Raw genomic sequence first — 19,506 nt, forward strand, 5'->3', positions numbered from 1 at the left:
AACTACTGCTTCTCCGCCAGAATGCGCTGCACAGGTTTAAAGCTGGTTCTGTGATGCGGTGTTGCACCAAACTCACTCAGCGCCGCAAAATGGGCTTTGGTTGGATAGCCTTTGTGTGCAGCAAAACCATACTGAGGATACTCTTTGTCCAGGTCGAGCATTTCCTGATCGCGCGTTACTTTGGCCAGTATAGACGCAGCACTGATCTCTGCAACCAGACTGTCTCCTTTGACCACGGCCTGCGCAGGGACACTCAATTCAGGCAAACGGTTGCCATCGACAAACACAAACTGTGCTTTAACGGCCAGGCCTTCAACAGCACGTGTCATAGCCAGCATAGTGGCATGCAGGATATTCAGTTCATCAATTTCACTGACGGTAGCCCGTGCAACGTGATAGCACAGCGCTTTTTGCTTAATCTCTTCAGCCAGTAGCAGGCGTTTTTTTTCGGTGAGTTTCTTGGAATCTGCCAGCCCGGCTATCGGGTTGGCCGGATCTAAAATCACGGCTGCTGTTACCACGTCTCCTACCAGAGGACCACGGCCAACTTCATCTACGCCTGCAATATACTGCACATCAGGACGTTCAATTTGCATTCATTAACTCCACTACTGCCTGCGCAGCCTGTTTACTGGCGTCGCGGCGTATATTCTGGTGAATATCATAAAATCTTTGGATCAGCGCTGAGTTATCGCCTCTCAGCAGAGGTAGCAAGGCGTCCGTGAGTGCATCTGGATTACAATCCTGCTGTAAAAACTCTTCAACTAAGGCTTCATCTGCCAGCAAGTTTGGCAAAGAAAAGTGCTTAATGTTGAACGTAAAAAAGGTATTAAATATCCAGTAACTCATTGGCTTGAGTTTGTAACCAACCACCATTGGCTTTTTGTATAGCATGGCTTCGAGTGTCGCTGTACCAGACGCCAGTAACACCGCAGTGGCCGCCGTCATTGCTAACGATGACTGACCATCCAGCAGAATGGTTCTTAGCTCCGGGGCCACCTGCGCTTTGATTGCCTGAAACTGCGCCTTGCGCTTTTCGTTCACCAGGGGCACCAGAATTTTCAGGTTGGGGATTTTGTCTGCCAGCGCTTTGGCTGTGAGTAAGTAGGTTTCACTTAGCTGGCTTACTTCGGAGCCACGGCTACCAGGCAACAGGGCCAGCACTGTATCAGATTCCTTTAACCCCAACTGCGCACGCGCGGCTGCGACATCCACATCCAGCGGGATCTCATCTGCCAGCGTATGCCCGACAAAGGTACACGGCACTTCATGCTTGTCGTAAAAGGCTTTTTCGAATGGCAAAAGAGACAATACCAGGTTGGTCGCCTCTGCGATTTTAAAAATTCGCTTTTGCCGCCATGCCCACACTGAGGGGCTGACGTATTGAACGGTTTTAATCCCGGCTGCTTTAAGTGGTTTTTCCACACGCAGGTTAAAATCGGGTGCATCAATACCAATGTAAATATCCGGCTTTTGCGCAATGAAGTGTTCAACCAGTTGTTTACGTATTTTCAGTAGTCGTGGCAAACGCCCCAGGACTTCCACCAGGCCCATCACGGCCAGCTCTTCCATATCGAATAAGGTTTCGCACCCGGCATCAAGCATTTTTGGACCGGCTATCCCGATAAACCGTGCATTAGGGTAATGTTCACGCAGTGCATGGATCAGACCTGCACCTAAGATGTCACCAGACAGCTCGCCGGCAACAATCCCTATCGTAATTTCTTTTTCGTTGGCCATGTGATTCTTTTAGAATAAAAAAACGCCATACAGGCTGTATGGCGTTAGTATATCAGATACAGATATGCGATGTAGAAAGGTTATCGACCGTTATATAAATTTAACGTACCAATCCTCTTTCAGAAGTCGCAATAAAGTCGATCATTTGCTGTACGCCAGCAAATTTTGCCGCATCTTCGCGCATGACTTCCAGCGCTTCGTCCAGCTTGAGGCCTTTACGGAATAAAGTCTTGTAAGCACGACGAATGGCCATAATCTCATCTGACTCATAGCCACGGCGCTTTAACCCTTCTGTGTTAATTGCCGCAGGTCGTGCAGGCGTACCGGTTGTCGTAACAAATGGAGGGACATCCTGATTCACGCCACTATACATACCAACAAAGGCATGCGCGCCAATTTTACAGAATTGATGCACACCAGAATTGCCTGCTAATATCACAAAGTCACCGATGTGAACGTGCCCTGCAACGCTTGCATTGTTGGCGAAAATCACGTTATTACCTATGATGGCATCGTGCGCGACATGGGTGTACGCCATAAACAGGTTATTGCTGCCTATCTCGGTAATCCCTTTATCCTGGATGGTGCCACGGTGGATGGTGGCGCACTCCCGGATAATATTGTTGTCACCAATCACGAGCTTGGTTGGTTCATCCTTGTACTTTTTATCTTGGCAGGCCTCGCCCACTGATGCGAACTGAAAAATATGGTTCCCCGAACCAATCACGCTGGGTCCTTTGATCACCACGTGAGATTCAATTTTACAGTTGTCTCCGATAACAACATCATTACCGATATAGCTATAAGGTCCAACCGATACGTTGTCGCCCAGCTGAGCACCTGACTCAATAATTGCAGTAGGATGGATCACGCTTAAAACTCTCTTCTTGCACACATTATTTCAGCGCTGCAGACGACTTTATCGTCGACTTTTGCAACACCAGAAAATTTCCAGATATTACGGCGCTCTTTAACAAATTCAACGTGTAAATGCATGGTGTCACCAGGCACAACAGGTTGCTTGAAACGCGCATTATCAATCGCTGCAAACAAGTATAGTTCATTATCGCCGCGATTCTCTACGGTCTTGAAACCCAGCAGGCCTGTTGCCTGAGCCAGCGCTTCTAAAATCATCACACCAGGAAAAATAGGTTGATCAGGAAAGTGGCCTGTAAAAATAGGCTCGTTTGCAGTTACATTCTTAACTGCATGTAAGTATTCGCCAGGTTTATGATCAATGACCTTGTCTACCAGCAGCATCGGGTAACGATGCGGCAGTAGCTTGAGGATTTCTTGAATATCGAAGCTATTTAATTCGTTGGCCAAAATAACATCCTTTAGTTATCAGTATGTTTAAGCTGTTCTGTGAGGCTTTCCAGCGCTTTTAGTCGCGCTTTAAAATCCGAAAGGTTTCGTAGGTGAGCAATGTTCTTACGCCACTCTTTATTAGTGGTGTGAGGCATACCTGATGAGTAAATCCCCGGCTCGGAGATCCCTTTTGTCACCATGCTCATCCCCGTAATGACGACTCCGTCGCACACTTCATTGTGTCCATTGACAGCCACCATACCGCCAATCTGGCAATATTTACCGATTTTCACGCTACCGGCCATAACACTACAGCCAGCAATCGCTGTACCGTAGCCAATTTCAACATTGTGTGCGATCTGAATTTGGTTATCCAAAATCACGTTATCATGGATCACTGTGTCGTCTAACGCACCACGATCTATCGTCGTGCTCGCCCCGACTTCTACGCGGTTACCGATAATGACGCTGCCAAGCTGAGGAATTTTAACCCATTCTCCACCTTCGTTAGCATAACCAAAGCCATCACTGCCGATCACAGCACCAGACTGAAATAAACAGGATTCGCCAATCACGACTTCATGATAAACCGTGACATTTGCCCACAGCTTAGTTTTTGCGCCGATGCGCGTATGCTTTCCAACAAAACAACCTGGGCCAATCTGTACGTCATCACCCAGCTCAACGCCCGCTTCTATCACAGCATTGGCACCGATACTGACATTGCTGCCAAGCTTCACTGACTCATGGACTGAGGCGCGCTCGTGGATGGACTGAGCTGAGTCAGGTGTGGTATCCATGTATTGCGCAAGTTTAGCGTAAGCAACATAAGGGTTGTCACAGACTAGCTTATTGCCAGAGAAGTGTTCAGCCTCAGAAGGTGCCAGGATCACGGCACCCGCTTGCGTTGATGCAAGCTGGCTACGGTACTTTTTATTCGCCAGGAACGCGATGTCCTGACCACCTGCACTAAGCAAGGTGGCAATTTTCTCAATTGGCTGAGCCGGATCGCCTTGTAATTCGGCGCCCACAGCGTCAGCCAACTGCGACAAAGTGTAGTGTTTGGTCATTACTTTTTACTGACTACTTCAACAATTTTATCCGACAGGTCAGAAACTTTATCAGGGTTGAAGTAAATTGTCGTATCTTTTACGCGAACTTCGTCGTATTTTCCTTTTTTGGCAACTTCTTCAATCGCATCAACGATCAGTTTCTGTACTTTTGCCAGCTCCTGATTTTGACGCACTTTGATTTCTTGCTCAAGAGGACGACCTTTTGTAGCCAGTTCTTGCTGCATGCCCTGAATTTTTTCACGCAATGCAACTTGCTGATCTTCACTCATTGTCGCACTTTCACGCTTGAACTTCTCAGCTTCGAAACGGATATCACCTTGTAGTTTTTCTAATTCTTGGCGACGCTCTGCGAATTCAGATTGCAAAGTTTGCTCAATCTTGGCCATTTGCGGCAATTTTGAGTAGATGTTTTGCATATCAACCAGGCCAACTTTGTGTGCAAACGCAGACGCAGAAGCACCCATCATGAGTGTAGCCATCAGCGCCATGGCCGAAGTTTTAAAAAGGTTTTTCACAATTAGCTCCTTAGAACGTATTACTTATGTTAAAGCTGATGAAGTCAGTTTCATCATCTTCTTCTTTTTTCAGTGGGTAGGCAAAACTGATCAGCATAGGTCCCATTGGTGAGATCCACTGTACAGATAAGCCTGTAGATACCCTGAACCGGCTTGGATCAGAGTAATCTGATAATGTCTTATACACATCAGGCGACAAGTTCGTATAGCGATCGGCATCGAACTCAGTATCCCAGACGTTCGCAGCGTCAATGAAGAAGCTGGTACGTACTGAGCTGGTGTTTTCTTCTTCGAGGAAAGGCGTTGGTACAATCATCTCAATGCCTGCTAAGGCTTTTGCGTTACCACCGATACGACCGCCCTGGATCAGATTGTCAAACTGCGGATCACCACCAATCGAACCTGGTATTGTGCCATCCGGTAATGGCGTACCGCCAATTGAGGAAGGTACACGCTGCAGCGCACGTGGCAAGATAGTATTGCGGTCAAAACCACGTAGCTCCATTTCGGTTATGCGATAGAACTCCTGGAATGGCAGCGTTTGCTCGAAGCCGTTGACGTCACCGTAACCGTTACCATAAGCAAGACCGGTACGCGCTGAGAATACCCAACGATGGTCATTACTGATTGGCCAGTAGAAACGCGAATCGTAATTCAATTTAAAGAAGTTCAGATCTGAGTTAGGTGTAGTGATCCTGAAGGTCGCACTCTGACGTGAACCATCTGTCGGGAACATACCGCGGTTAACAGTGATCCGTGACCACCCCACGCTCAGCTCATACTTAGTAAAGTCAAACCCAGCATCCGGGTTTTCCGGATCAGTAAACGCCAGTCGCATTACCCGTGATTGCTCGTAGTCCGGGATACGATCCAGCTCTTCTTCTATCCAGCGCACACCAAAGTTAATACGGTTAACGGCATCGATTGGGAAACCAAAATTGGTACCAATACCATAGTTGGTCTGGTCATAATCAATCAGGCCAAGCTTAGAGCCATCAAAGTCACTGTAGAAAATACTGCTGCCCTGTGACACACCATCTGGCGTAAAGTAAGGGTTTGTGTAAGAAACGGTATAACGCTTCGACCCCCGGCCAGTATTAATATTAAAGGCCAGCTGGTTACCTGTTCCGAGGAAGTTAGACTCACTCACGCCCACGTTGAACTGCAAACCACCATATGAACCATATGCCACACCGGCCTGGAAACTACCTGCTGGCTGCTCTTTGACTTTAAAGTCAACATCGACCTGATCGTCAACACCTGGAATTGGCTTGACTTCAAAGTCAACGCTTTCCATATAGGGCAGACGCTGGATCTGTAGCTTTGAGCGTTCAAGGCTTTGGTTAGATAACCAGGCGCCTTCAAGCTGCGTCATTTCACGACGAACAACGTGGTCTGCAGTCACCTGATTACCATTGACCGCAATACGGCGCACATAAACGCGTTTGCCAGGGTCAACCGCCAGAGTCAGCTTCACTTCTTTGTTTTCATCATCAATGTCAGGCACGGTACGCACCTCAGCATTGGCATAACCAAAGCGTGCCAGGTAACTTTTGATAAATTCTTCGGTGGCTGTCACGATTGAGCCGTTGTACAACTCACCGCTTCTTAATGGTACCACGCTGCGGATCAATTCTTCCCGACCCAACAGATCTCCGATAAATTCAAAATCTTTCACCATGTACTGCTCACCCTCAGTGAGGTTAGCTGTCACATAGACAGACTCACGCTCCGGGCTTACAGACACCTGGGTCGAGTCAATATTGAAGCGCAGGTAACCACGGTCCAGATAGTAACTGCGGATCTTTTCCAGATCGCCTTCAATGGTTTGCTTCTGGTAGCGGTCGCTTGACAGGAATTTCCACCAGGGTAAATCTTGCTGCGATTCAACCAGTTTCAGCAACTCTTCATCCGAGAACAGTTCGTTACCAACCAGGTTGATCTGTCTGACCGACGCTGCGTCACCTTCATCGAAGTCCAGCTTCAGTCTTACCCGGTTACGAGGCAGCTCAACAATGGTCATCTCAATCTTAGCGTTGTACTTACCGATACTATGGAAGAATTCGATAAGGCCTTTCTCTACACTATCAATAACCGTTCTGTCTAAGGTTTCACCGGCACGAATATTTTGCTGATCTAAGCTTTCCTGAAGCTGCTCGTCTTTGATGTCTTTGTTACCATCAAATTCGATTGAGGCAATCGTTGGACGTTCTTTAACTTTGAAAATAACCTGATTACCATCGCGATATGCGGCGATATCATCAAAGTGGCCTGATGCAAACAGCGCCTTAATCGTCTTAGACACTGTATAGTCATCAACTTGATCACCCACGTTGATAGGAATGTGTGTTAACGCAGCGCCCAGCGCAACGCGCTGCAGGCCTTCAACTTTCAAATCTTCTACGATAAAGGAGTTTTGCCCCAGAGCAGCAAAGCTCGCGCCCAGTAAACTCGTTACAGCTAAATGTTTTTTTATAGGCATTTTATTATCTTTATCCTTTACAGCTTACGGCGAACAGTGCGCCTCAATTGCTATCGCACCTAGCGGCCTAAAGCCTCGATACATCGTTAAGTAGTGCAAAACAAGTTAGCGCCAGGAGCACAACTGCACCCACCTTATAGCCTAACTCTTGTGTCTTTTCAGAGACCGGTTTTTTGCGAATAAGTTCAATAAAGTAATACATTAAGTGCCCGCCATCTAAGACCGGCAGGGGTAAAAGGTTGAAAACCCCCAGGTTGACGCTAATTAATGCCAAAAAGCCTAAAAATGCGACAAACCCATAACTCACACTATTTCCGGCCCCAACAGCAATGCCAACCGGCCCACTGAGATTTTTAACCGATACCTGACCGGTCAATAAATTACCAATCATCTCAAAACTGAGCGCAGTTAAGTCGTAGGTCTTTTTAACGCCCAGCACGATACTATCGAATACCCCGTATTGTCTAGTTTCAATATACCCTTTCGGCCAAGGCTCAAGCACAGGGACTACACCCAGATAGCCAACAAGTATTCCCTGATTGTCTTCGCGACCCTGTGGTGTCGGGTAAAGGTCAACCTCAGCACCTGCTCTTTGCACGACCAGATGACTGCGTTGTTGCGCTGAGGTTTGAACCAGCTGAACAAATTGCTCCCAGGAGTCGAGCGTCTCATTGTTATAGCGCAGCAGTTTATCCCCGACCGCCAAACCGCCTTGCTCGGCAGCAGAGCCTGACGCTATTTGTGCAATTTCAAGTTTCAGATTGGGACGATACGGTTGGATACCCACTGACGTTAAAGGCGGCACATCTTGCTCTTCCAGTCGCCACTCGCGGGTATCGAGCTGACGCAATGCAAGCTGCCCCTTACTGTCCTGAACTTTGAGGATGACTTGAGATTCACCCAGTCCACCCATCAACGCAAAGGTCACTTCCTGCCAGGACTGTACGACCTCATCATCAACACTGATAATACGATCGCCCGGTTGCACCTGAGCCTGAGCTGCGATGCTGCGCTCGGTCACGTTCCCGACAATTGGCTTAGCATTCTGAACGCCGACCATATACATCAGCGCGAGGGCAAAAATAGCGAAAAGGAAGTTCGCAAGAGGTCCTGCGGCTGAAATGGCAATTCTGGACAGGACGGGTTTGGTGTTAAATGACAGGTGTTGTTCTGAAGCGGCCACGTCGTCCACACGTTCGTCCAGCATGCGAACATAGCCACCCAAGGGAATAGCGGCAATGACATATTCAGTACCGAGTTTATCGTGCCAACGAACCAAAGGTTTACCAAACCCAATTGAGAATCTGAGTACCTTCACACCGGCTTTTCTGGCAACCCAAAAATGGCCATATTCATGTACAGCCACCAAGATCCCCAGTGCGACAATGAAAGAACCCAGGTTCCAGAAAAATTCCAACATAGTGACTCCTACTTACTGATCAGTTCCCTGGCAAGTCTGCGGGCTTGCGCATCCTGTGCCATTATCGCGTCCACAGAGTGTAAAGGTTCGAGGTGGCAACGTTCAAGCACTTCAGCATTTATGCGATAAATATCACAAAAACCGATTTGTTCATTCAAAAAGGCCGCAACCGCAATCTCGTTCGCTGCGTTAAGTGTCGTTGTGGCAGACTGACCACTGCGACATGCATCGATTGCCAGTTTCAAGTTGGGATAGCGATTGAAATCAGGCTTGGTAAAGGTGAAATCAACAATATCCGCAAAATCGAGAGGCTTAACGCCCGCGTCTATCCGTTCAGGATAAGCCAGGCCATAAGCAATGGGAGTCCGCATATCGGGCTGACCCATTTGCGCAATCACGGAGCCATCTATGTATTGCACCATGGAGTGGATCATACTTTGTGGGTGGATAACCACTTCAATGTCGTCTGCCTGGCAATGAAACAGCCATTTCGCTTCAACAAACTCCAGTCCTTTGTTCATCATGGTCGCGGAGTCTACCGAGATTTTCTGTCCCATTGACCAGTTAGGGTGTGCAACAGCCTCAGCCACGGTCACATCGGCCAGTGTATCAATGGCACGATTCAGGAAAGGACCGCCGGAACCAGTGAGCAGGATTTTACGGATCCCTTGAGCATCCAGGGCTGTGCTAGCGCCCTGTTGCAAGGCATCTGGTAAACATTGAAAAATAGCATTGTGTTCGCTGTCTATGGGCAGCAAAATCGCACCGTGGCGCTTTACTTTATCCATAAATAACTGGCCTGACATGACCAGAGATTCTTTATTGGCAAGCAAGACTTTCTTGCCCTGCTCTACCGCTGCCAGTGTTGGCAATAATCCCGCTGCACCAACAATGGCCGACATCACAATGTCCACGTCAGTATGAGCGGCAATATCACACATGGCCTGAGTGCCACTGAGCACTTCAGTCTGCTGGGTACTCAGTGCTGCACTTACTTCTTTTGCAGCATCCTCAGTCCCCATAACAACATAGCGAGGCTGATGCTTTAGAGCCTGTTCGATAACCAGTTGAGCATTACGCCCGGCAACCAGCGCAAAAACCTGATAGTGTGCGCAATTTCGCTCAACGACATCCAGCGTTGATGTACCTATAGAGCCGGTAGACCCTAAGATCACCAGGTTTTGCTTGCCACTCATAGTGTCACCGTCCAGGCGTACAACAAGGCAAAAATCGGCGCAGCCGCGGTTAAGCTATCGATACGGTCAAGAATACCACCATGTCCTGGCAGGCATTTCCCCGAGTCTTTTAACCCGGCTTCACGTTTAAACATGCTTTCCAGCAAATCACCGACGGCAGAAAACAGCGCAATCACAACGGTTAAACCGGCATACAATAGCCACTGATGTTGCTCTACGTCGCTGCAATAGCAGAAAATGACCACAAACACGACAGACGTCAGTAAACCACCAATTAACCCTTCAATCGTTTTATTGGGGCTGACATTGGGCATTAATTTGTGTTTGCCAAAATTCTTACCGGCAAAGTAAGCCCCTATGTCTGCACTCCAGACGATGCCCAGCACCACCATAATTAACACTGAGCCATATTGCTCTGCCTGATGATACTCTGCGCTGCGCAGCACATTCAGTGCCAGCCAAAGGGGAATTAAGGTCAAAAAGCCGGCTATAGTACGCATGATCATGCCTTCATTCCAGGCTTTCGCCATGCGCGGGTAATTCATAACCAGAACGGTCGCAACCAGCCACCAGGCTGCGGCAAGAGTAAAGACGTAGTTTGCATCGGCCACCAGACGTCCCTGATGCCAAAGCTCTGTGATCGGCCAGTGGGTATGAAGAACCGTCAGAACCGCGGCCATCATGACAACATAAATGCCTTTGTGCAGGCGATTAGTCAGGCCGATAAAGGCCGCCCATTCCCAGGCACCCATCAGAATAATGGCGCCGGCAATCACGCTAAATAAATTCAGCGGCGTAAAAAATACCAATAGTAAAGCCAGTGGCGCCAGCACCACCGACGTCATAACACGTTGTTTTAACAAATTTTGTACCTTTAACTTGTTGTTTTGCTCTCGGCGAGTAATTGTTTTATTTGTTCGCCGGTACAACCGAAACGTCGTTCTCTCGAAACGTAACTGGCAAGCGCTTCTGAAAACGCTTCTTCATTAAAGTCTGGCCATAATGTTTCGGTAAAGTAGAGCTCAGCATACGCTGCCTGCCACAGTAAGAAATTACTAATGCGGTAATCTCCACCGGTGCGGATCAACAGATCAAGCGGACTTTGATCCGCCATAGTCAGCCGTGACGAAATCGCCTCTTCTGTAATGTCGCTCGCCTGGATAGCGCCTTCAGCGACCTGCTCAGCCAGAGATTGAGCTGCCTGCACAATATCCCAGCGACCACCATAGTTGGCCGCGATGTTCAACTTGAGTCCCGAGTTGTGCTCGGTTAACTGTTCTGCATCGACAACTTTTTGCTGTAACCCGGCTGGGAAGCGCGAGATATCTCCGATGATGGACAACTTCACATTGTTCTTATGGAGCTTCTTAACTTCTTTACTCAATACAAACAGGAATAATTCCATCAAAGTGCTGACTTCGTCCTCTGGACGACGCCAGTTTTCACTACTGAAAGCGAACAACGTCAATGACTCTATCCCTAGCTTAGAGCAAAACTGCACAGCATTGCGAACTGAATCCACCCCTTTTTTGTGTCCATATGCACGGGGACGCTTACGCGCCTGAGCCCAACGACCATTTCCATCCATAATGATAGCGACATGTTTGGGCAGAGATTGCTGTGAAATTGCGTCAGCGGTTAAAATCATAATGCCTATTTAAGTAAAAAAAAACGCCGTCTAGTATACCTTAGACGGCGCTGCAAACCTAATAAATTTGTGGCTGCTTAGATTTCCATCAGCTCTGCTTCTTTAGCGCTCAGCTGAGTGTCCATCTCTTTGATAAACTTATCAGTTAGCTTCTGGATCTCGTCTTCTGCCTGACGTGCTTCGTCTTCAGAAATCTCTTTATCCTTCAGCAGTGATTTTACGTCACCGTTGGCATCACGACGAATGTTACGAACCGCAACACGACCGCCTTCAACTTCACCACGTACGATTTTGATAAGGTCCTTACGACGCTCTTCCGTCAGCGGAGGAAGTGGGACACGGATAACCGTACCCGCAGACATTGGGTTAAGACCCAGATCAGACGCCATGATCGCTTTTTCTACCGCTTGTGCCAAAGACTTGTCAAACACGCTGATAGCCAGTGTACGTGAATCTTCTACCGTCACGTTAGCAACCTGGTTAAGTGGCGTGTCAGCACCGTAGTAAGACACAGAAATGCCATCAAGCAATGCCGGGTGTGCACGGCCAGTGCGGATTTTAGATAGCTGGCTTGCCAGCGCAGCTACGCTTTTTGTCATGCGCTCTTGCGCATCTTTTTTAATATCATCAATCACAGTGCTATCCTATTCTTTACTGTATTAATCGGACTCAGCTTGCAGGTTAAATTGCTGGTATTGCCAGCCAATGCGCCAGAGCGCTTACTCTGCAGCTGGTTGTGTACTGATTAACGTACCTTCTTCTTCACCCATGATAACCCGCTTTAACGCGCCAGGCTTGTTCATGTTGAATACACTCAAAGGCATGTTGTGGTCACGGGCCAGCGTAAACGCCGCCAGGTCCATAACCTTTAATTCTCTTTCAATCACTTCATTGTACGTCAGGTGACGGTGTAATTCTGCATCCGGGTTTTTAACAGGGTCATCACTGAATACGCCGTCTACTTTGGTCGCTTTAATAACCGTGTCTGCTTCAATTTCAATACCGCGCAAACAGGCTGCCGAATCGGTTGTGAAGAACGGGTTACCGGTACCCGCAGAGAAAATAACCACGCGGCCAGATTTCAGTAAGCTGATTGCTTCTGCCCAGTTATACGCATCACAAACACCATTCAGAGGAATGGCAGACATCAGACGTGCATTCACAAACGCTCTGTGCAGTGCATCGCGCATTGCCAGACCGTTCATCACAGTTGCCAGCATGCCCATGTGATCGCCCACTACGCGATTCATGCCCGCTTCGGCTAACGAGCCGCCACGTAAAAAGTTACCGCCGCCGATAACCAAACCCACTTCTACGTCGAGTTCTACAAGTTCTTTTATTTCTTGGGCCATACGATCCAATACTTTAGGATCGATTCCAAAGCCTTCATCTCCCATCAAAGCTTCGCCGCTAAGTTTAAGAAGAACGCGTCTAAAAACAGGTTTTCGATTGATAGTCATAATTTCCGGGCCAAATTAAAAGTGAGATACAAAATAACCGCGCTTATGAAAGACATAAATGCGCGGTTATTTTAGAGAATTTTGTGCAGTGACGCAAAAGCAAATCTCATATCGAGGGGGCTTTTGCATCACTTAATCACCTAAGCGTGATTATTCGCCTTTAGCAGCTGCGATTTGAGCAGCAACTTCAGCAGCGAAGTCTTCTTCTTTCTTCTCGATACCTTCACCAACTTCAAGGCGAATGAATGAAGAAACAGAAGCACCTTTTTCTTTCAGGTACTCACCAACAGACTTCTTAGGCTCCATGATGAAAGCTTGACCAGTAAGAGAGATCTCACCAGTGAACTTCTTCATGCGGCCAACAACCATTTTCTCAGCGATTTCAGCAGGCTTGCCTTCGTTCATAGCGATTTCAACCTGAACCGCTTTTTCTTTCTCTACAACCTCAGCAGGTACATCTTCTGGGTTTAGGTAGTCAGGCTTAGAAGCAGCAACGTGCATAGCAACGTGCTTCAGCGTTTCTTCGTCAGCTTCACCAGTTACAACAACACCGATACGGTCGCCGTGACGGTAAGCAGAGATGTTTGCACCATCGATGTACTCAACGCGACGAACGTTGATGTTTTCACCGATTTTAGCAACTAGTGCAACACGCGTTTCTTCGAACTTAGCTTTCAAAGTTTCGATGTCTGTTTTCGCTTCAGCAGCAGCGTCAAGAACAGTGTTTGCAAAACCCAGGAAGTTTTCGTCTTTAGCAACGAAGTCAGTTTGACAGTTAACTTCAAGAAGTGCAGCGAAACCTTCACCTTGCTTGATAAGGATTGTACCTTCAGCAGCAATGTTACCAGCTTTTTTAGCCGCTTTAGCAGCACCGCTCTTACGCATGTTTTCGATAGCTAGATCGATGTCACCGTTAGTTTCAGTTAGTGCTTTTTTACAATCCATCATGCCAGCGCCAGTGCGCTCGCGAAGTTCTTTAACTAGGGCAGCAGTTACAGCCATTAGAATATCCTCAATTCTGAATTCGGTTTTTTGATAAGCGAATTACCGCTTGTAAAGAATATCAAGTCTCCAGATAAATAAGATGAAGACTTGATGACAGCTTAGTGCGTTGCGACCGGCCACCCGCAAACTAGGTGTTGCCAGTGGCGCGGTATGCAATCAATTACTCAGCTTCTACGAAGTCGTCGCTTTCAGCTTGAGCAACGATGTTGCTTTCACGACCTTCAGTGATAGCAGTCGCTACAGCACCAGTGTAAAGCTGGATAGCGCGGATCGCGTCATCGTTACCTGGGATGATGAAGTCAACGCCGTCTGGGTTAGAGTTAGTATCAACAACAGATACTACTGGAATGCCCAGGTTGTTTGCTTCACGGATAGCGATGTGCTCGTGGTCAGCATCGATGATGAAGATAGCGTCTGGAAGACCGCCCATATCTTTGATACCACCAAGGCTCTTCTCAAGCTTTTCCATTTCGCGAGTTTTCATCAAAGCTTCTTTTTTAGTCAGCTTCTCGAAAGTACCGTCTTGGCTTTGAGTCTCAAGGTCTTTAAGACGCTTGATTGATTGACGAACTGTTTTCCAGTTAGTCAACATACCACCTAACCAACGGTGATTTACGTAGAACTGCTCGCTTTGAATAGCTGCTTCTTTAACTGCTTCGCTTGCAGCGCGCTTAGTACCAACGAAAAGGATTTTACCTTTGTTAGATGCAACGTTCGAAAGGAACTTAAGTGCATCGTTGAACATAGGAACAGTCTTTTCCAGGTTGATGATATGAACACGGTTACGAGCGCCGAAGATGAAAGGCTTCATCTTAGGGTTCCAGTAACGAGCCTGGTGACCAAAGTGAACACCAGCTTGAAGCATATCGCGCATTGAAACGTTTGCCATTTGTATTTTCCTCTAAATTAAGTAGGGTTAGGCCTCCACATATCCCATAACACCAACAAGTTTGGTACTCCGGTAAACCGGTTATTTGTCCCTCACCTGCACCCAAGTGTATGTGTCGATATGTGTGTGTGTTAAAATTAAATTTCGTGTGGTCTTCGTTACAAACAACCTGTGAGCCTGACTCGGCCGAAAGATTTATTTGTAAAAAGACGGCGCGCTTTATACCATATAAAAGAAATTAACTCAACGTTTGGGCTAAAAATCGTTCATAAACTAGCCCGGTGTTGTTGCGTCGAAACTATGACTTGGAGTCTCAATGAGTGCAGTGATCAAAACCCCTGAAGAAATCGAAAAGATGCGTGTTGCCGGTAAGTTAGCCGCTGAAGTCTTGGAAATGATTGAACCTTATGTCAAACCAGGGGTGACGACCGATGAGCTAAACACCATTTGTCATAACTACATTGTAGATGTGCAGCAAGCAGTCCCTGCCCCACTTAACTACCATGGTTTTCCGAAGTCGATTTGTACCTCGGTAAACCATGTAATTTGTCATGGTATTCCAAACGACAAGCCACTCAAAGATGGCGACATCATCAACATTGACGTGACCGTTATCAAAGATGGCTATCATGGCGATACCTCAAAAATGTTTTTTGTTGGCAAACCCAGTATTCAGGGCAAGCGCCTGAGCGAAGTCACTCAGGAAGCGCTGTACATAGGCATTCGCATGGTGAAGCCTGGTGTACGCATTGGTGACATCGGCGCTGCTATCCAAAAATATGCGGAAGGCTTTAATTACTCTATCGTCCGCGAATATTGCGGCCATGGCATTGGTGCAGAATTCCACGAAGAGCCGCAGATCGTCCACTATGGTAAAGCAGGCACCGGAGAAGCGCTTGAAGCAGGTATGTGTCTGACCATTGAGCCCATGGTCAATGCCGGCAAACGCCACTGCAAACTGCTGAAAGACGACTGGACCGTGGTAACCAAGGACCGCAGCTTATCTGCACAGTGGGAGCACACATTGCTGGTCACAGAAAACGGTGTTGAGATCCTGACATTGCGCAGCGACGACACCATTGAGCGCGTGATCGAGCACAGCGCTTAATCCTTGCCATACCAACGCCACCATCACGGTGGCGTTACCTTCCGCTCACTATGCTGCCTTTTCATCCAGTTAAACGCCCTTCTCCAATCACAACCTCGCATTTTTTTGTGACTTAGTGTAAAACTGAGCTGTGAGTTTTGCGCGCAACATAGGGAGCCCCGGTGGCATTACCAAACAAAGTAAAAACGCTTCTCGACGAAGCGCAAACCTTAAACGATTACAAAAACTGTCAGACCTATTTTTATAAGTGGCTGAACAACCAGTTTTCTAAGCAACCCGTCAGACAGCTGATCAATGCCAGGGCCGAATTTATCGACCGCCTGTTGATTAAGTTGTACGCCGATACCGGGCTAGCCCAATTCCCTGACTTAGCCCTGATAGGGGTCGGGGGATATGGTCGCGGAGAATTACACCCATACTCCGATATTGACTTTCTGTTGCTGTGTAAACAAGAACCCGGACCTGAGCTGACAGAGTCTCTTGAGTCATTCATGACCTTGCTGTGGGATCTCAATCTGGATATTGGCCACAGTGTCCGAACCCATGATCAGGTGCTTGAACAAAAGCGCGAAGATGTGCATTTCACCACCAGCCTGCTGGAAAGTCGCTTAATTTGCGGCAATCACGTCGAGTTTGAGCGACTCAAAAGCCACATTGTTGAAACGCCCATTTGGCAGTCAGATGAGTTCTTTATCGCTAAGGTCAAAGAACAACGACTGCGGCGTAAAAAGTGTCATGGCACCGCCTATAACCTTGAGCCAAATATCAAAGAAAACCCCGGCGGCCTGCGCGACCTTCAGACCATTTTCTGGGTTGCTAAAAAGCACTTTCATGCAGAAACACTCGAAGAGCTGATAAGTCATGGTTATCTAACCCATGAAGAATATCAGGAGTTGCTGGAATGCCTGGAGAACCTCTGGAATATCCGCTTTGCACTCCATCTGGCAGCCGGGCGCAGTGAAAACCGCCTGCTGTTTGATTACCAGCCACATGCCGCTGAGCTGCTGGGATTTGGTTCCGAAGGCAAAGCGTCCGTGGAGCGCATGATGAAACGCCTGTTCCGGATCATGAGCCGGGTGCGTGAAATGAACCAGATGCTGCTGGCCTACTTTGAACAGAGCATTTTACCCGATCAAAGCGAACAAACCGTGATACCGCTCGACAACCACTTTGAGCGTGTCGGTAATAAAATTCGGGTGAAAAACCCGTCGGTGTTCTTTCGCCGGGAAAATCTCATTTTACTGTTTGAACATATTGCGGATAACCCGGAAATTACCGACATCGATCCCAGCACCATTCGCACCGTTCGTCAGGTCAGACGACGCCTGCTGGGTGACTTACAGGATTACGCCGCTTGCCGTGACGCACTCATGCGCCTGCTTAAGCACCCTAACGGCATGGGTCGTGCATTTACCCTAATGCACAAGCATGGGATCATTGCCGCCTACTTGCCACAATGGCGAAATATCTTTGGACAGATGCAGTTCGACTTGTTCCATGCCTATACCGTTGATGAGCACACGCACAAGCTTATCAACAATATTTATCGCTATTTTAGCCATGAGCACCAGGGCGAATTTCCGCTGTGTACTGAAATCGTCACCCGTATGGATAAACCCGAGCTGCTGTATCTGGCGGGTATCTTCCATGATATTGCCAAAGGCCGGGGCGGCGATCACTCTGAGCTGGGAGCCGTTGATGCCTCCGCCTTTGCACAAATGCACGGATTCTCTTCCTCCGACAGTAAGCTTGTTGCCTGGTTGGTCGAAAATCACCTGTTGATGTCTGTCACAGCGCAGCGTAAGGACATCAATGATCCTGAAGTGATCAACGAATTTGCCACACGCATTAAAAACGAACGCCAGCTCGACTACCTCTATTGTCTGACCGTTGCCGATATTCGCGCAACCAACGATAATCTGTGGAATGACTGGAAAAACACTTTATTGCGGGAGCTTTATTTGCTCACGCAGCGGGCGCTGCGCCTGGGTCTGGAAAACCCCATGGATATGCGTGATCAGATCCGCGATAAGAAACAACAGGCAAAACAGCGGCTGATCAACAAAGACTACCGCGAAGACCTGATTGACATGATCTGGGCACGCTTTAAAGCCAACTATTTTACCGCATTCAGCGAACAGCAAATTTCCTGGCAAACCGAATATCTGCTCGGCCGCGATGACTTAAGCCAGCCCTGCGTGGTTGTATCAGAACAGCCTATGCATGGCGGTACCCAGGTGTTTGTTTATGCGCCTTACGAAGCCAGTTTATTTGCCAAACTGGTGGCGGTCATTGGTTCCAAGAAAGCCCAGATCCAGCATGCTCAGGTACTGACAACCAAAGATGGCTATGTGGTCTTTAGCTTTGTCATACTGGAAGTCGACGGCCGCCCCATCAGTGGCACCCGGGCCAAAACTTTGCGCCGCAGCCTGGAAGTGATCCTCACCGATCCGAAGAAGAAAATCCGGCTGAAGAAGAACCGCTCACAGCGCTTTAAAGACTTTAATATTAAACCTAAGGTCGTGGTACGCCCCCACGCCCGTAGTGACCGAAACCTGATTGAGATCCAGGCAGTGGATATTCCCGGCTTATTGACTAAAATTGCCGAAGTTTTTCAAGTCCATTCACTGCACATTCACGCCGCACGTATTACCACAGTGGGCGAACGCGCGGAGGATTTCTTTGTGGTCTCGGACAAAGATTATCAACGTCTCAGTGAAGATGCCAAAGCATCGTTACATCGCTCACTGATGAAAAAACTCAATGCAGAATCTGAATAAATGAGGACACCATGTCGGATTTAAAAACCACAATTGAACAAGCCTGGGAACAACGCGATATCATCACTCCCAGTGATGTATCACCTCAGGTAAAAAATGCCATCATTGATGCACTGGCTTTACTGGACTCAGGCGCAGCACGCGTTGCTGAGAAAGTCAGCGGCGAATGGGTTGTACACCAGTGGCTGAAAAAGGCGGTTCTGCTGTCATTCCGTATTCGCGATAATCAGCCTATGAATGACGGAGTAAACCAGTTTTTCGATAAAGTGCCCCTTAAGTTCAGCGACTATACCCCTGAGCAATTTCAACAAGGCGGCATGCGTGTGGTCCCCAACGCCGTTGCACGTCAGGGTAGCTTCATTGGCAAAAATGTGGTTTTGATGCCGTCTTATGTCAATATTGGCGCTTATGTCGATGAAGGCACTATGGTTGATACCTGGGCCACTGTCGGTTCATGTGCTCAGATCGGTAAGAATGTGCACCTCTCTGGTGGTGTAGGCATTGGCGGCGTACTGGAGCCATTACAAGCGAACCCAACCATTATCGAAGATAACTGCTTCATCGGTGCCCGCTCTGAAATTGTTGAAGGGGTCATTGTTGAAGAAGGCGCTGTGATTTCAATGGGCGTGTATATTTCCCAAAGTACGCGTATCTATGACCGTGAAACCGGCGAGATCCACTATGGCCGTGTTCCAGCCGGCGCCGTTGTCGTACCAGGCTCATTACCAAGCAAAGACGGTACGCACAGCCTGTATGCGGCAATTATCGTTAAGAAAGTGGACCAGCAAACTCGCGAAAAAGTAGGCATCAACGCCCTGCTTCGCTCAGTTCAGGACTGATCCCCAGTCTGATTTCAGCCCGGTGCGTGAACCGGGCTTTATC

The 19,506-nt window shown here is 48.0% G+C and carries 18 protein-coding genes; 3 read left to right on the top strand and 15 right to left on the bottom strand.

The annotated features are described in order from the left end of the window. Positions 1-2 precede the first annotated feature (2 nt). From rnhB to rpsB, 15 genes are all read right to left on the bottom strand, one after another. Complete coding sequence (gene rnhB / locus QNM19_RS18025) at positions 3-596, bottom strand: ribonuclease HII (protein ID WP_010385765.1); 594 nt, start codon at positions 594-596, stop codon at positions 3-5. Beyond that, positions 586-1,740: a lipid-A-disaccharide synthase gene (lpxB, locus tag QNM19_RS18030; RefSeq protein WP_049866306.1), complete on the bottom strand. Its 1,155-nt coding sequence runs from the start codon at positions 1,738-1,740 to the stop codon at positions 586-588. The genes rnhB and lpxB overlap by 11 nt, the downstream gene beginning before the upstream one ends. 100 nt (positions 1,741-1,840) lie before the next feature. After that, positions 1,841-2,611 carry an acyl-ACP--UDP-N-acetylglucosamine O-acyltransferase gene (gene lpxA, locus QNM19_RS18035; protein ID WP_049866305.1) on the bottom strand — a complete coding sequence of 257 codons (771 nt, stop codon included), beginning with the start codon at positions 2,609-2,611 and terminating at the stop codon, positions 1,841-1,843. 2 nt (positions 2,612-2,613) lie between these two features. Further along, positions 2,614-3,066: a 3-hydroxyacyl-ACP dehydratase FabZ gene (fabZ, locus tag QNM19_RS18040; protein WP_049866304.1), complete on the bottom strand. Its 453-nt coding sequence runs from the start codon at positions 3,064-3,066 to the stop codon at positions 2,614-2,616. 11 nt (positions 3,067-3,077) lie between these two features. Continuing rightward, complete coding sequence (gene lpxD, locus QNM19_RS18045; protein ID WP_049866303.1) at positions 3,078-4,118, bottom strand: UDP-3-O-(3-hydroxymyristoyl)glucosamine N-acyltransferase; 1,041 nt, start codon at positions 4,116-4,118, stop codon at positions 3,078-3,080. Next, on the bottom strand, positions 4,118-4,636 hold the full coding sequence (locus QNM19_RS18050) for an OmpH/Skp family outer membrane protein (RefSeq protein WP_049866302.1): 519 nt from the start codon (positions 4,634-4,636) through the stop codon (positions 4,118-4,120). Before QNM19_RS18050 ends, lpxD begins: the two co-directional genes overlap by 1 nt. 10 nt (positions 4,637-4,646) lie before the next feature. Then, positions 4,647-7,118, bottom strand: coding sequence for an outer membrane protein assembly factor BamA (gene bamA / locus QNM19_RS18055; protein ID WP_058797805.1), 2,472 nt, complete (start codon positions 7,116-7,118; stop codon positions 4,647-4,649). A 67-nt stretch (positions 7,119-7,185) separates the two neighbouring features. Further along, on the bottom strand, positions 7,186-8,538 hold the full coding sequence (gene rseP, locus QNM19_RS18060) for a sigma E protease regulator RseP (protein ID WP_284027039.1): 1,353 nt from the start codon (positions 8,536-8,538) through the stop codon (positions 7,186-7,188). An 8-nt stretch (positions 8,539-8,546) separates the two neighbouring features. Further along, positions 8,547-9,734: a 1-deoxy-D-xylulose-5-phosphate reductoisomerase gene (ispC, locus tag QNM19_RS18065; protein ID WP_284027040.1), complete on the bottom strand. Its 1,188-nt coding sequence runs from the start codon at positions 9,732-9,734 to the stop codon at positions 8,547-8,549. Further along, the gene (locus QNM19_RS18070) at positions 9,731-10,597 is read right to left on the bottom strand and encodes a phosphatidate cytidylyltransferase (RefSeq protein WP_284027041.1); all 867 of its coding nucleotides are present in this window, start codon (positions 10,595-10,597) and stop codon (positions 9,731-9,733) included. Before QNM19_RS18070 ends, ispC begins: the two co-directional genes overlap by 4 nt. A gap of 11 nt (positions 10,598-10,608) precedes the next feature. After that, on the bottom strand, positions 10,609-11,382 hold the full coding sequence (locus tag QNM19_RS18075; RefSeq protein WP_049866372.1) for an isoprenyl transferase: 774 nt from the start codon (positions 11,380-11,382) through the stop codon (positions 10,609-10,611). Positions 11,383-11,459: 77 nt separating this feature from the next. Beyond that, positions 11,460-12,017: a ribosome recycling factor gene (frr, locus tag QNM19_RS18080; protein ID WP_010385751.1), complete on the bottom strand. Its 558-nt coding sequence runs from the start codon at positions 12,015-12,017 to the stop codon at positions 11,460-11,462. Between the two features lie 84 nt (positions 12,018-12,101). Then, the gene (gene pyrH, locus QNM19_RS18085; RefSeq protein ID WP_010385750.1) at positions 12,102-12,842 is read right to left on the bottom strand and encodes a UMP kinase; all 741 of its coding nucleotides are present in this window, start codon (positions 12,840-12,842) and stop codon (positions 12,102-12,104) included. A gap of 150 nt (positions 12,843-12,992) precedes the next feature. Continuing rightward, positions 12,993-13,844: a translation elongation factor Ts gene (tsf, locus tag QNM19_RS18090; RefSeq protein ID WP_049866373.1), complete on the bottom strand. Its 852-nt coding sequence runs from the start codon at positions 13,842-13,844 to the stop codon at positions 12,993-12,995. Positions 13,845-14,007: 163 nt separating this feature from the next. Beyond that, positions 14,008-14,736 carry a 30S ribosomal protein S2 gene (rpsB, locus tag QNM19_RS18095; RefSeq protein WP_049866374.1) on the bottom strand — a complete coding sequence of 243 codons (729 nt, stop codon included), beginning with the start codon at positions 14,734-14,736 and terminating at the stop codon, positions 14,008-14,010. 316 nt (positions 14,737-15,052) lie between these two features. On the opposite strand from rpsB, the gene map reads away from it, so the two are divergent. The 3 genes from map (at position 15,053) to dapD (ending at position 19,463) form a co-directional block, all read left to right on the top strand. After that, the gene (gene map / locus QNM19_RS18100) at positions 15,053-15,844 is read left to right on the top strand and encodes a type I methionyl aminopeptidase (RefSeq protein ID WP_010385747.1); all 792 of its coding nucleotides are present in this window, start codon (positions 15,053-15,055) and stop codon (positions 15,842-15,844) included. A gap of 161 nt (positions 15,845-16,005) precedes the next feature. Next, complete coding sequence (glnD, locus tag QNM19_RS18105) at positions 16,006-18,624, top strand: [protein-PII] uridylyltransferase (protein ID WP_284027042.1); 2,619 nt, start codon at positions 16,006-16,008, stop codon at positions 18,622-18,624. 11 nt (positions 18,625-18,635) lie between these two features. Further along, positions 18,636-19,463 (top strand): 2,3,4,5-tetrahydropyridine-2,6-dicarboxylate N-succinyltransferase, encoded by an 828-nt coding sequence (gene dapD / locus QNM19_RS18110; RefSeq protein WP_284027043.1) that lies wholly within the window; start codon positions 18,636-18,638, stop codon positions 19,461-19,463. Positions 19,464-19,506: the final 43 nt, after the last annotated feature.

The organism is Pseudoalteromonas ardens, assembly GCF_030125445.1.
GTDB lineage: Bacteria > Pseudomonadota > Gammaproteobacteria > Enterobacterales > Alteromonadaceae > Pseudoalteromonas > Pseudoalteromonas ardens.